The sequence below is a fragment of the Legionella waltersii genome, assembly GCF_001468085.1.
In the GTDB taxonomy this organism is placed as follows: Bacteria; Pseudomonadota; Gammaproteobacteria; order Legionellales; family Legionellaceae; genus Legionella; species Legionella waltersii.
In genome coordinates this window covers 97168-110883 of the sequence record NZ_LNZB01000060.1, presented here as the reverse complement: position 1 = coordinate 110883, position 13716 = coordinate 97168, and the positions used below count along the sequence as shown (strand labels likewise).

The window sequence follows — 13716 nt, the reverse complement described above, 5'->3', positions numbered from 1 at the left end:
ACCTACGCTTACTGACCATCAAAGAAGAGATTTGTTGGGGCACTATAATTTGAGTCGATTCCTCAGCCGTGAGGGAGCGGAATAATCTAAGTCCTAAATTCCTCTGGCTTAAGCGTGCGGTTCAGTGAATCTATGAGGAGCATTTTAATTACCCCTTCCCCTTATGGCACTGCTTTTTTAAAGGCTTCAATTGATAAACAATGCTCATTGATGCTGCGGATAAGAGGGTAAGCATCCAGGTTAAAATGAAATCGATAGGCGTTGTATACCTGAGGGATTAAACAAACATCGGCAAGGCTTATTGTGTCTCCATAACAGACTGCTTGGGAGCGCTCGAGTTGTTCCAGTTGCTTTTCAATGGCATCAAACCCTTTTTTCAACCAATGATGATACCACGTGGTAACTTGATCTTCTTGGGCATTAAATTGAGACTTTAGACGATTCAAGACCCCTAAATTATTGAGTGGGTGCATGTCACAGGCTACAGTGAATGCGATAGATTTCAATTTTGCTTTTATGTATGGATCTTTGGGAAGCAATTGAGGATCAGGGTAAACATCCTCTAAATAATCGATTATGGCCAAAGATTGACTGATTACTTGGCCATTATTATCGATTGTCGGTACAAGTCCTTGTGGATTTATTTTCAGGTACATTGGACTATGTTGCTCTCCACCGTTATTGACCAAATGCACTTCCACTTTTTCATAGGGTATTTGCTTTAAGTTCAATGCAATTCTAACTCGATAACAGGCTGTGGAGCGAAAATAATCGTAAAGTATCATCAGCCTTCCTTGGAATATTGAGTTACAATTTGGTCAATTGTTCCAAAAATAGATCGGTTTTGATTGTCGAGCATTTCTATTTTGATTCGATCGCCAAATTTCATAAACGGAGTTTTGGGTTTTCCTGATTCAATAATTTCCAACATTCTTCTTTCAGCGATGCAAGAAGAGCCATTGCTTCGATCGATATTTGAGACTGTTCCTGAACCAATAATTGTACCTGCACCTAAACTTCTTGTTTTAGTAGCATGTTGAATGAGCTCAGCAAAAGAAAAAGTCATGTCAACACCAGCATTAGGCTTACCAAATAAATCTCCATTGAGATAGCTATACAATGAAAGGTGAACCTTCTCATCTTTCCAATCTGAGCCTAATTCATCGGGTGTTACAGCTACCGGTGAAAAACTACTGGCTGGCTTAGATTGATAAAAGCCAAAGCCTTTAGCCAGTTCTTCAGGAATTAAATTTCGCAGAGAGACGTCGTTCACTAACATCAGTAATTTGATGTGCTGGGCAGCTTCCTTTTTTCCAACACACATCGGAACATCATCCGTGATCACAGCTACTTCCGATTCAAAATCAATTCCATAAGCTTCATCAGGCACTAGGATGGGGTCATAAGGCCCTAAAAATCCATCAGACCCCCCTTGGTACATCAAGGGATTGGTCCAGAAGTCAGCAGGCATTTCTGCGCCTCTTGCCTTACGGACTAATTCAACGTGATTAACGTAAGCGCTACCATCAGCCCATTGAAAGGCTCTTGGTAAAGGGGAAGTACATTGTTTAGGGTCAAATGCAAAGGATTGATCAACTAGATTGTCATTGAGCAACTGATAAACTTCCTGCAATTTGCTCTCTACACTATCCCAACTATCAAGAGCGTGTTGGAGGGTGGGGGCTATATGAGAGACTATGACCGCTTTAGTCAATTCTCTATTCACTACGCATAAAATGCCATCTCTTAATTGGGATGATCTCAGGCTAGCTAGTTTCATATCGATACCTTATTGAGCTACTGTTAGTGTACCGCGACGTATTTGATCTCGTTCGATTGCTTCGAACAAGGCTTGAAAATTCCCTTCACCAAATCCTTGATTGCCTTTGCGCTGAATGATTTCAAAAAATACCGGTCCAAAAATGTTCTCAGTAAATATTTGCAAGAGTAAGCCGTATTTGGGATCTGTTTCTCCATCGATAAGAATTTTTTCGGTGTTTAATTCCTTGAGTGGCTCTTGATGCCATGGAAGACGATCTTGAATCATCTCGTAATAAGTATCTGGTACATCCAAGAATGAAACACCTTGTTGTCTAAGAGAATTTACTGTTTTGTAAATAGTATTGGTGGTAAGTGCAATATGCTGTATGCCTTCTCCACGGTAATCATGCAAGAATTCTTCAATTTGTGATACCTCGTCTTTTGATTCATTGAGGGGTATTTTAATTTTGCCACAGGGACTACCGAGAGCTCTACTGACCAATCCTGTCATTTTTCCTTTAATGTTGAAAAAGCGAATTTCTTTGAAATTAAAAATCGATTCATAAAAGGCCGCCCATTTATCCATGTTTCCACGGAATACATTGTGAGTAAGATGATCAATCGTTTGCAATCCATGACCAATCACAGGTTCAGTTGTCAACATTTCCCAATCATTCGCAAAAGGCTTGTTGTTGTCGTCTACAAAGTATATGACGCTGCCGCCAATAGCTTGAATTGCGGTTAAGTCATGATTGACATGTGGTGCGTCTTCAAATGCAGTTCCCCCATGGCGAATAGCGTATTCGAAAGCAGCTTGAGCATCTTTGACTTTAAATCCCATAGCGCATGCACCAGGGCCATGAGTTTCAGCGTGGGTACTGGCTTGGCAATGAGGAGCTGCGTTCACAATAAACTGAATATCGCCTTGCTTAAAAAGAGTAACGTCTTGAGTTTTGTGCTTAGCTACTGGTTTAAACCCCATTTGTATAAATTGCTGATGTAACTTGTTTCTATCAGGGCCTGAAAACTCTAAAAAGGCAAAGCCATCTAATCCACAGGGGTTATTTTCTTGCATCATCAACTCTCCTTATACAAAGTCATTATACTTCTTTTGAAACTCTACTACTGCTGGCTAAAAAGAGTGATTTTCTGCGATTCGCTGCTCATTTACTTGATGTAAACTGCGCTGCGATTCTCAAAAATAACTCTTTTTATTTCAGCATTAGCGAGTTTCGAAAGAAGTCTATTGTCTATTCCTGCCCATATTCTGCTTATTGCACCAAATTATATGGGTTGTATTAAAAACAAACCATCAGCTATCGCTAATAAACTAACGTTCACTCGAGAGTCGTGCTTGATAAGTTCATTGAATTTTCGAATTTCTCGAGTCTGTGCACTGGTGTCTGCGGCGTTAATAACATTACCATCCCAAAAAATGTTATCAACAGCAATTAATCCTTTGGGCTTAATTAACTGTAAACTAAGTTCATAGTAATTAAGGTAGTTTGTTTTGTCGGCATCAATAAAAATAAAATCAAACTGATGTTTTCCGCCCAGTTCCAACAACGAGTGAAGGGTTTCTATGGCAGGGCCAAGGCGTAAATTGATTTTATGTTCTTGCTTAGCTTGATGCCAAAAAGGATGTGCATGTTTAGTCCATTCGGCATTGATATCACAAGTAATGAGCTCGCCATCTTCTGGAAGTGCCAGAGACATCGCCAGAGCGCTGTATCCAGTAAAGGTACCCAGCTCTAACACTTTCTTGGCTTGAGTCAATCGAATTAATAATTGCAAAAACTGAGCCTGCTCAGGAGCAACTTGCATATTAGCCAGTTCCATGGTCGATGTTTCTTCACGCAAGGCCTTTAATGAAGGGTGTTCGCGTAAAGACACATCCAACATGTATTCATAAAGTTCAGGAGTTAATGATAAATGTTTCATAATTGACTCCTTATTTAAGCCAGTTTTTCCTGGGCCATCGTATCAGCAATTTCATTTGTAGGTAGCCTGTCTTTGGCGGAACGAGCAAAGATCTCAGTAAGCGAAGTGTAAATCCCATCGATTTGATCATTAACCTGTTCTTCAGGTGTATGTAAATATTTGGAAGCAGCAAAAATTAAGCCTCCAGCATTAATGACGTAATCAACGGCAAAAAGAACTCCCTTTTCAAACAAAGTCTTTCCATGAAAACCATGAGCCAGCTGATTATTCGCTGCTCCAGCAATGATGGTAGTCTGCAATTGTGGAATAGTTATGTCATTAATGATTGCTCCTAAAGCACAAGGTGCAAACACATCGCAAGGGACCTTATGGATGGTCTCAGTACTCACGGCAGTGGCGCCAAGCTCCTGAACGGCCATGTTTACTGCTTCAGGAGAAATATCAGCTACTGTTAATCGTGCACCCAGCTCATAAAGCTCTCTAGCAAGGGCATAACCAACATGGCCAAGACCTTGAATGGCAATGTGTAATCCTCTCAAACTATCTTTCCCTAATTTAAAAGCAACTGCTGCTTGTATTCCACGTAAAACACCAGACGCTGTATAAGGAGAAGGATCGCCATTGTGCTTCGATAAACTTGCCACATAAGGGGTGTGTTCATAAATAATGTCCATATCCGGCAATTCAGTTCCACTGTCTAAAGCAGTGATGTATCGTCCATTCATCTCATTCACAAATTGACCAAAGCGATGCATATACGCTTTACGATCAAAAGAGCCTTTAGGCTTAATAATCACTGATTTGCCACCACCCAAAGGTAAATTTACCGAAGCCGCTTTATAGCTCATACCCCGAGCAAGGCGCATAGCATCTCGCAGAGCAGCTGTAGTACTAGGGTATTCAATAAAGCGACATCCCCCCAAAGCCGGACCTAATTTAGTATTATGGATAGCAATCATAGCTCTCAAGCCCGTTTCAGGATCAACTTTAAAATGCAAATCACCAAAACCATGAGACAAAGCATACTCGAGGAAATCATCATCATTCGCAATTTGATTATTACTTGTTAATTTGTCTACCGACATCATCTCCGAAAGCTCCTCTAGTCATATTTTTTAGGATGAAGTTATAGACTGATTTAAAGGATAAATCAACGTAAATCTTAGTGAATGATTGTATTTCAATCATCGTGGAAGTAGCGGAAAGGAAGGGGACGGACCCCAGTGGGGTCCGTCCCCGGTTTGAGTTCCTTAATCCGAGCCGGAAAGGAAGGGGGAGGACCCCAGTGGGGTCCGTCCCCGGTTTGACTTCCTTAATCCGAGCCGGAAAGGAAGGGGGATGACCCCAGTAGGGTCTGTCCTCGGTTTGAGTTCCTAAATCCGATCCGGAAACGTGAGGGCTGAAAGATTTGAGAGACTGAACTTGAAGGGGTTTCTAAATAACTCACCCTGCGCTACACTAATTTAATTGATGGTTGATAACGCGGAGCATGTTATGAAAAAAATAGCTTGGATGCTAGGTTTTATAAGTATCACTCCCTTTGCCTGGGCAGACACACCAGCTCCAGAATTAGTGTTGGATCAGATCTATTTTCAAGTGGCAGCTAAAAAATGGGTATCCACTCAAACTGCTTTACTGAATGTAAGTATTAACGTAACACTCAATAACGCTGATCTGGTTAAAGCCCGCGCTGATATCATGGACAGTTTGAATAAAATCGCCAAAGGAGAATGGCATTTACTCGAATTCGATCGTTCTCAAGACAGCTCAGGTCTCGAAAAATTATACGTGCAAGCCCAAGCACGAGTTGATCAGTCAGCTTTGACCGATATTTATCAAAATGCCAAATCGGTAAGTATGCCTGGTGCAAAATATGACATCAGTGGGGTGGAATTTAAGCCAAGTTTAGAGGAAACCCAAGCCGTTCGCGCTAAAATTCGAGAGCAATTGTATCAGCAGGTCAATGATGAAATCGCCAGAATGAACAAGGCCTACCCAACACAAAAATACTCGGTAAGCAGTCTTGTCTTTTATGAAGGGGATAATCCACCTATCCAGCAACCCAAAGCATACCAGGCTAAGGAATTGAATACTTTAGTGATGGGCGCAGCACCAGCACCGCTGACAGTAAGCAATGAGTTGGTTATTACTGCCATGGTTGAAGCTGCATCAAATCGCAATTAAGGAGACGAGGTTGTTAGTTGTTGATAAAGTCATTGGTCATAGGGGTGCTTCAGCTTATGCTCCAGAAAACACCATCGCTTCATTTAACAAAGCCTTAGCTCTTGGGTGTCGTTTTATTGAGTTTGATGTCATGTGCAGTGCCGATGGACAACCATTCATTATTCACGATGATGCATTAAAAAGAACAACCAATGGTTCTGGGGATGTAGGCAAGGTAGACTCTGATTATTTACAACGCTTAGATGCAGGCTCTTGGTTTTCTAAACAGTACAAAGGGGAGAAAATACCCCATTTTATTGAAGCCTTAAAATGGTTGTCTTTTTCTGATGTTCAAGCCAATATAGAAATTAAACCCTATCCTGGCACTATTGAGCAAACGACGGTTGCGGTATTAAGTCATATCCATCGCTATTGGCCTCAAAATAAGCAATTACCCTTGGTTTCATGTTTTGAATGGGAAGCATTGATCTTATGTCGCAGTATTGCTCCTGAAATGCCTTTGGGTATGTTGTTTCACGAATGGGATGTGCAGTGGTTGCAAAAAGCCAAGCAGATTGACTGTTACTCTGTGCATTTTAATCGAAAAATTTTAACCGCTGATCGGGTTAAAGAAGTGAAGGATCAGGGTTATGTTGTCTGTGCTTACACAGTGAATCGCAAACGTTTAGCAAATAAACTGTTTTCATGGGGAGTTGACGCTGTCTTTAGTGATTATCCAGATCTATTACTATGAAAATACTATGAAAAAATTAAGTCTACTGTTTTTGCTGCTAAGTTCTCTTGCAATTCATGCTAAGCCAATTGAATTGGTATTTTGGCATGGAATGGCTGGTCATCTTGGGGAAGAAGTTAGGGCGCTTACTGACGATTTCAATAAAAGCCAGAGCAATTACGTCATCAAGCCAATTTACAAGGGAAATTACACGGAGACATTAACTAATTTTGCAGCAGCTTTTAGAGCGCATCAGGCACCGTCTATTGTGCAAGTGTTTGAAGTTGGTTCGGCCATCATGCTCTCACCACCAGGGGTCATTAAACCAGTCGATGAATTAATGCAGGAGCAGGGTATTCATCTCCCAAAGGAAGATTTTATACAATCAGTCAGAGAGTTTTACAGCAGGGATAATCAGCTAATGGCCATGCCATTTAATCTTTCTGCACCTGTTTTATATTACAACTTAGATGTCTTGGCAAAAGTAGGCTATGACCAAACCAATTTTCCTACCACCTGGGCTGACATGGAAATTCTGGCTGAGAAAATTAAAAAAGCTGGTTATGATTGCACCTATACTACGGCTTATCCTGGTTGGGTGTTGTTTGAATCCTATTTAGCCATTCATGGCTTATCGATAACTCAAGGGCAACCACCTAAAGTAGTGTTTAATACCCCTCAACTGCTTAGGCATATTCAACGATTGAACCGATGGCATAAGCAAGGGTATTTCGAATACGGTGGTCGTGTTGATGACGGGACTATTTTGTTTACCAGCAGTAAATGCCCGCTATTTAGTCAGTCATCTGGGGCTTACAACAGCTTATCCGCACTAGTCCCATTTCGTTTAGGGGTGGCGACTATGCCATTAGATACCAAGGTGAGTCCTGTAAGATATGCAAATGTGGCTGGTGGCGCTGCTTTGTGGGCAGTTGGAGGACAAAGTGTTGAGCAGTATAAAGGCATCGCTTTGTTTTTTGCATTTATCGCAAAACCAGAGGTACAAAAGAAATGGCATGAACACACAGGATATTTACCTATCGGGCTACAAGGTATTTATACCCCTATTGTGCAAACCAGCAAGCATCCTGTTCTGCTTATAGCGAAAGGGGATTTAGAAGGTAAGGTCTCACCCACTCCCTTCAGACATTTAGGCCCACAAAATCAAATTCGCGGGATTAATGATGAAGTCTTGGAAGCTATGTTTGCCGGGCTTATTAATCCTGAAGAAGCATTAAATGAGGCTGTAAAACGTGCTGATCATGTGTTGTTGCGCTTCAGCAGGAATACGAGTTCCGCTCCCTTACGGTCGCGGATCGGTTAAGTGGAATGTTGGTCGTTTGACCCAACATTCCATGTTATTTAGTCCATAGACGGATAAGTAGGTGGCAATTCTGGTTCGCTAGGTTGAGCGGACTCCTTTTTTGCGTCGGTTTTCTTGAACATTGAAACGGCAGTAAGTAGTCCTTTTTGATTTCCTAAGGCTTCATTATGTCCAGCATAGAGTTCAAAGTCTTCCATAGTTTCTAGACAGACATCAGTTGCCATCATTGCTAAAGCAAGTGTGCTTAGCGTCAAAGCAACTCCAAGCAAAGGCTCGCACAAAATAAGAGGCATTCCAATAGCAGCACAGCTTACGTAGCCAATACATGCTACTGTTCCCCAAAAAATCACTTCACACAGTTTAAACAGCTCATCACAAAGGGACCCGCAATCCTTGTCGGACATTAACTCTTCGGCTTGATCCATGGCTTCTTGAGCAGTCATGTTTCCCTGTTTAACTTGACTTAATTGATTAATAAAATCCCAATACTCCTCTATCACTTCATCTTCTTCTAAACAATACTCAGCATTATCGATTAATCGAGAGTAGTAACGATGGAGTTGGTTTAAATGATGATTAATTCCTTGTAGCTGAACTTGATCTATAAACAGCTGAAATAGAGCTTTTTTGCATTTCTCTAATTCACCAGTAATCCGTTGACTTGGCATAACTCACCTTAATTAAGTAATTGATTTTTATATTAAAACTGGTTTAGAAATAACCAGTGTGGAAGCATAATATCATATTTGATTTGAATTTCTAGTGGTTTGAATGCGGCACAATGATGGAAAACTGCATTGTTGGCAAATGGTTAAACTGTTGGGTTCAGGAGGGCAGTATCCGGTTTGAATTTCAGTGGCTAACTCTGTAAGTTGCTTATGCCATTTTTGGCGATAATCCTCCCAATGCTCTTCTACTTTTAGGGAAAAAATGTCTTTGCTGTCTTGTTTTTCCTCACTAAAACCACTGAGTTTAATTTTACCTGTTTTTAACTGGAGCAGCAGTAAGGTATTGATCTGTTCGTCAAGCAATGCATACAACAATAATTGAGGTTCTAGCGGCCTATCTTCTAGCCATGGTTTGCTGCTCGGTAGAGAACTTTTGTAATCAATCACCCATTTGCTTTGACCAACTTGATCAATTCGATCAACGCGCACTTTAAAATCCAATCCAGCCAATTGGATTTGGTGATTTTCCTCGAGGGCCGCAACAGAAAAGGGCGCTCTTTGCTTTTCCCACTCTAAATAGGATATTACAATTCGTTTTAAACGTTTGAATTCAACTTCTTTCACCAAACCTGGTTGATAAGGGAGTGACTCAAGTGATTTATCAATGGCTTGATGTATTTCTTGATTTAATTCTTCTGAGTTTAAGCGTTGTAAGTTCGCTGAGCTTCGAAGTGATTTCCACAACAGTTCAAGGACTTTATGGATTAATTGCCCTTTCTCTTTATCATCAATTCCAAGCGTAGTTTGGGGAATTTCTTTGGCTTTGAGTCGATGCTCGGCAAATGCTTTAAATGGGCATTTTGCCTGATTAGCTAAAATGCTTGTTCCTCCGGAAATGGATTCGTTTTGCTGAACGGGAATTTCATAGCACTCTTCAACTTGAATTAATTTCGAAGTATTTTCTAGTGACTTGCAATCATTCTGAGTAGGATAAGAAGGATACTCTTTTATCAAAGCACAAGGTAGGCAAGGGCTGTCTTGCTGAAATGTTGCATAACTAAATACAATTTCCTGGCTTCCATTTCTCAATCGTTGGAGAGTTTGTTGGGCAAATTGCAGCTCTCTGTGAGCAAGACTATGTGGCATGGACAATTGTTTTTGTAGATAAGTAGGGATAAAGGCTGATAAACGAGTCGCTTGAGGTAGGCATTGATCCGTTAAGCCCATGACCCAAATGCCATCAAATTCACATCCTGATGCTTCTAAGAGGCCTAAAATCTGGATGGGGGTATTGGTTGTTTGCACTTGAAATATCGTGTTTTCCATGACGGTTTGTAATGCATCAATTGCTTCTGACTTGGTGAAGCGTTTTTTGACGAGGTGTAATTGCCTTAGTTCATCCAAGGCAGTGGAGAAGCGATTGAAGCATTGATATTGTTCTGACGTTAAACCTGTGTCTCCTGGAAAACCCAGTGCATTTAAACGCTCCTGAAAAAGATCTACCCATTGGTTGATGGAAGTGCTATCAGGATAGTTTGATAAGGCATCCATTAACAGGGCAAGTTTCGGAGCATATTGGACGACTAGTTTCATGAAGTTTCGTGTATGAATGTTTTGCTTTTTGAGCAGCTCGCTATCTTGTAAGTACTGTGAGCGTTGAACAAACTCTTCTTTTGCTGCTCCAAGATAAGGAGATTGTAACAATAGGGTTGCTTGATGATTGCTGAGTTGCTCGGGAGACAATTTTATCCATGTTAAAGCATGGGCTACCAAGTGAAATTGGCTTAGTGACTGACCTAGGGATATATTAAATTGTGATTTATCAAACTGTTGAAGTAGCTTTCTTTGTATTGCTTGGGAGTTGTTTTGCAAATCAGGGATTACCACAGCAACTCGTCGAGTTGTGTCTTGTGTCTTGCTTTTTAGCCAAGAAATCAATTGGGAATATTCCTCTTTTTCATCTTCTGCACTCAATACTTGGGGTTCTACTTGGTTTGGGGTTAAATCGTAGTGATGCAAAATAGAGCCATGCTCTTGTAAATAGTTTTGAAGAGTTAATTGCTGAGGGGTATATTCATCAAAGCACGTCCAGATGATCGTTTTGGTAAATCCTAAGTAATTTTCTTGAATAAGGGTAGAGACAAGTTGATGTTCAGAAATTGCATCAAGTTGCTTTAATCTTTGCCTAAATTGAGTCCACAATTTTTGAAAATACTGGGTTTGCTGAGTGTATTGAAAAGCAGGATGATCTGGAGAAAGCTTCCAAAGCTCACAATACTCCCAAGCCTCTATTATCGCATCCAGCAGACCTTTAGTGTAAGTTATTTCCTCTTCGGATTGGATAAGTTCTTTCCATATCGATAGGCTTTGGAGCGGGCTTAACAACATGGAATAGTGTTGAGATGGATTTGAGTAGAGCAGATGCTTATAAGATTGAATTAAAAGAGTTTTATAGGGTAAACATTGGGGCTTGATCATCGTTTTTTGAGGAAACGCAGCAAAGTAATCCTGAAGTATTGCATTGCTTAGACGATTATTGGGAGTGACTATTGTTGCTCCATCCTGCAATAACTGAGTTAGGTTTTTCTTATTCTTTATTTCCTGCATGGATTACCCATTACCGTTTTAGGATAAGTGTAATCCATTTTAAGTCCAGGTTCATCAGTGTTCTTTATGTCTGTGCGTCGCTTTTGATTTAGCTAGGGCATGTTTTTCATGACGTCGAGTAGTTGTATGCAGGATGTCGTATACTAATTGTGAACGCAAGTACATGGCAGCCAAGCCAGAGGCTACAGCAAGAACGACACCAAATAAAACATAACTATAGGCTAGAGTAACAAGATAAAACAGTACCATTGAACTTAAAGAGGTTACTGCAAATAATTTAGCATTCTCCTCTCTCATTAGAAAAACAATTCCAAGATCGAATATGGGTAGTGAGCACATGACCATTGCAAATCCCAGCCAAAATACCTTTCTTTTATAGGGATATTTGCAATGAACTATACTTTCACCAAAAATAGCGGCTGTGCATGATGATACGATCATTCCTAAGATAACTGCTTGATATACAGGGATTATTTCTTCAATTCCTATTGTGGTAAGCAATGCATTGATCAATATAGTACCTACAACAGACAATAAGCCAAAATAAATGGCTGCTAATAATCTAGGATTTGAAAAACTTAAGGCTGGATCATTTGTTTTCATAATGCACCACCAATTATTACTTCCCTATGTTAATCATAGTACAAGTTTGGAGTGTTGTGCGGAGGATCTTAGAACATTATAATTCATTGAAGCATTGGCTACTGATTTGTCAGCAGGCCCTTGAATTTTAAACCAAAATGGATTGTTAATGAGAAGACTCAGTCAGCTTATTTTTAAACTCATGGGTTGGAAGATTGTGGGCCAACTTCCTGAAGCCAAAAAATACATCATCATAGTTGCCCCACACACCAGCAACTGGGATTTTGTCATCTGCTTGTGTGCTCGCTTTGTTGTTGGTGTGAAAATCAATTTTATTGCAAAAAAACAACTGTTTTTTTTTCCCTTCGGTCTTTTTTTAAGAGCTGTCGGAGGTACTCCAGTGGATCGCTCTAAAAAAGGGAATAAGGTAGAACAAGCTGTGGAGATCTTTAATCGTAGCGATGTGTTCAGACTTGGTTTAGCACCAGAAGGGACGAGAAGTCCAGTAAAACGTTGGAAAGAAGGGTTTTATCATATTGCCTGCCAAGCAAAAATTCCAATTGTGATGGTAGGCCCTGATTATGCCAGCAAAGAGATTCGTATTAATGAACCTTTTTGGCCTACTGGCGATATCCAAATAGACTTTCCAACAATCCTCGATTTTTTTCGTACCATTAAAGGTTGCTACCCTAAAGATATTCCGGACTATCAGCCTAAAGAATAGTGGTCAGGGTTTAGAAATGTTTGCGTAAAATATCTAATTCTTTCCGCATTTTCTCGATTTCATCCAACAAATCCAAAGCCAAAGTTACTCCGGGTAAATTGATTCCAAGATCTCGGTGCAGTCTAAATGCAGATTCTATTCTTTGTAATGATTTTTGGTTTACCTTTAATTCATTTGGATTTGTCGATTGTTCTGGAAAGAAACCTTGCTCAATCATTTCTATCAATAATTCTTCGGGAATTTGGTATTTTTGACAGATTTCTACAAACGTGTAAGTGGTCGTTTCTTCAATCACCACGCCTACAATTAGCTTGTCTTTGTTCATGTTTATACTCCGAGGTGTTCACGTGGATTAAATGGCATTATTTCAGCCATTTTTTCATACAGGGCCTTGCTTTCAGCACTGTGGGCAGGTGGAGTTATTATTTTTAATAGGACGAATTGGTGACCAGGGTTTTTTCCAGGTAAGCCGCGATCTTTTATGCGCAACTTCTGTCCTCCTTGTGATCCAGGTGGGATTTTTAAATCAATTTTTCCAGATAATGTAGGAACAACAATGGTTGTCCCTAAAGCTGCTTCCCAAGGAGTGATTGGAAGAGTGAGATAAATGTCATTGTCCATCACATCAAATAAGGAGTGCTTCAATACGTCAACGGTTAAGTACAGATCACCTCGTGGTCCTCCATTGAAACCACTTCCGCCTTGTCCAGCTAAACGTATTTGCTGACCTGATTTAACGCCTGCGGGAATTTTTACGTTTAATGTTTGTAGTTTGGTTTCCTGCCCTTGATCAACAGGAACTTGTAAGCTCTTAACAGCTCCTGCATAGGCTTCTTCAAGAGTTATGGTTATTTTACCCTGATAATTTTGCCCAGCCATCGGTTGATGTTGATAGCGTGAGTGGCCAAATAAACTCTCAAAGAGATCACCATCGAACTGAAACTCCTGATGAGGTTGATTTTGGTATTGATGGCCATGTTGTTGATGACTTTGATGATCCTTGTATTTCAGATATTGATCATACTCGGCTCGTTTCTTGGGATCTTTTAGGATTTCGTAGGCCTCTCCCATTTCCTTAAAGCGCTCTTCAGCATCGGATTCCTTGCTGATGTCTGGATGATATTTGCGCGCTAGTTTACGGTAAGCCATCTTGATGTCTTGCTCAGAGGCATCCTGTTGCACACCCATAATTTTGTAGTAATCTTTATCCATA

At 40.4% G+C, this 13716-nt stretch carries 14 protein-coding genes; 4 read left to right on the top strand and 10 right to left on the bottom strand.

Features of this window, described 5'->3' with window-relative positions:
* Positions 1-161: 161 nt before the first annotated feature.
* The 5 genes from maiA to Lwal_RS13670 all read right to left on the bottom strand — a co-directional run bounded on the left by maiA (position 162) and on the right by Lwal_RS13670 (position 4790).
* Entirely contained in the window at positions 162-785 is a 624-nt protein-coding gene (gene maiA, locus Lwal_RS13690) for a maleylacetoacetate isomerase (protein ID WP_058481373.1), read from the bottom strand.
* Entirely contained in the window at positions 785-1780 is a 996-nt protein-coding gene (locus Lwal_RS13685) for a fumarylacetoacetate hydrolase family protein (protein WP_058481372.1), read from the bottom strand. Before Lwal_RS13685 ends, maiA begins: the two co-directional genes overlap by 1 nt.
* Positions 1781-1789: 9 nt before the next feature.
* Entirely contained in the window at positions 1790-2836 is a 1047-nt protein-coding gene (gene hppD / locus Lwal_RS13680) for a 4-hydroxyphenylpyruvate dioxygenase (RefSeq protein WP_193787246.1), read from the bottom strand.
* A 209-nt stretch (positions 2837-3045) separates the two neighbouring features.
* Positions 3046-3702 carry a class I SAM-dependent methyltransferase gene (locus tag Lwal_RS13675; RefSeq protein ID WP_058481370.1) on the bottom strand — a complete coding sequence of 219 codons (657 nt, stop codon included), beginning with the start codon at positions 3700-3702 and terminating at the stop codon, positions 3046-3048.
* 14 nt (positions 3703-3716) lie between these two features.
* Positions 3717-4790: a Leu/Phe/Val dehydrogenase gene (locus Lwal_RS13670; RefSeq protein ID WP_058481369.1), complete on the bottom strand. Its 1074-nt coding sequence runs from the start codon at positions 4788-4790 to the stop codon at positions 3717-3719.
* Between the two features lie 406 nt (positions 4791-5196).
* Here Lwal_RS13670 and Lwal_RS13665 point away from each other — a divergent pair, with 406 nt between their 5' ends.
* The 3 genes from Lwal_RS13665 to Lwal_RS13655 are packed head-to-tail and all read left to right on the top strand — an operon-like array spanning position 5197 to position 7922.
* Positions 5197-5886 (top strand): hypothetical protein, encoded by a 690-nt coding sequence (locus Lwal_RS13665; protein ID WP_058481368.1) that lies wholly within the window; start codon positions 5197-5199, stop codon positions 5884-5886.
* A 10-nt stretch (positions 5887-5896) separates the two neighbouring features.
* A complete protein-coding gene (locus tag Lwal_RS13660; protein WP_058481367.1) occupies positions 5897-6619 on the top strand; it encodes a glycerophosphoryl diester phosphodiesterase in 723 nt (240 codons plus the stop codon).
* A 7-nt stretch (positions 6620-6626) separates the two neighbouring features.
* Complete coding sequence (locus Lwal_RS13655; RefSeq protein ID WP_058481366.1) at positions 6627-7922, top strand: extracellular solute-binding protein; 1296 nt, start codon at positions 6627-6629, stop codon at positions 7920-7922.
* A gap of 38 nt (positions 7923-7960) precedes the next feature.
* Here the strand turns inward: Lwal_RS13655 and Lwal_RS13650 are convergent, their stop codons facing one another.
* From Lwal_RS13650 to Lwal_RS13640, 3 genes are all read right to left on the bottom strand, one after another.
* A complete protein-coding gene (locus Lwal_RS13650) occupies positions 7961-8590 on the bottom strand; it encodes a DUF5638 domain-containing protein (RefSeq protein WP_058481365.1) in 630 nt (209 codons plus the stop codon).
* A 72-nt stretch (positions 8591-8662) separates the two neighbouring features.
* Positions 8663-11197 carry a PD-(D/E)XK nuclease family protein gene (locus Lwal_RS13645; protein ID WP_058481364.1) on the bottom strand — a complete coding sequence of 845 codons (2535 nt, stop codon included), beginning with the start codon at positions 11195-11197 and terminating at the stop codon, positions 8663-8665.
* A 54-nt stretch (positions 11198-11251) separates the two neighbouring features.
* Positions 11252-11800, bottom strand: a complete 549-nt coding sequence (locus Lwal_RS13640) for a hypothetical protein (protein ID WP_058481363.1) — start codon at positions 11798-11800, stop codon at positions 11252-11254.
* Positions 11801-11948: 148 nt separating this feature from the next.
* On the opposite strand from Lwal_RS13640, the gene Lwal_RS13635 reads away from it, so the two are divergent.
* A complete protein-coding gene (locus Lwal_RS13635) occupies positions 11949-12503 on the top strand; it encodes a 1-acyl-sn-glycerol-3-phosphate acyltransferase (RefSeq protein WP_058481362.1) in 555 nt (184 codons plus the stop codon).
* A gap of 10 nt (positions 12504-12513) precedes the next feature.
* Here Lwal_RS13635 and Lwal_RS13630 read toward each other — a convergent pair whose 3' ends face one another.
* Positions 12514-12828: a chaperone modulator CbpM gene (locus Lwal_RS13630; protein ID WP_058481361.1), complete on the bottom strand. Its 315-nt coding sequence runs from the start codon at positions 12826-12828 to the stop codon at positions 12514-12516.
* A 2-nt stretch (positions 12829-12830) separates the two neighbouring features.
* Positions 12831-13715: a DnaJ C-terminal domain-containing protein gene (locus Lwal_RS13625; RefSeq protein WP_058481360.1), complete on the bottom strand. Its 885-nt coding sequence runs from the start codon at positions 13713-13715 to the stop codon at positions 12831-12833.
* Position 13716 lies beyond the last annotated feature (1 nt).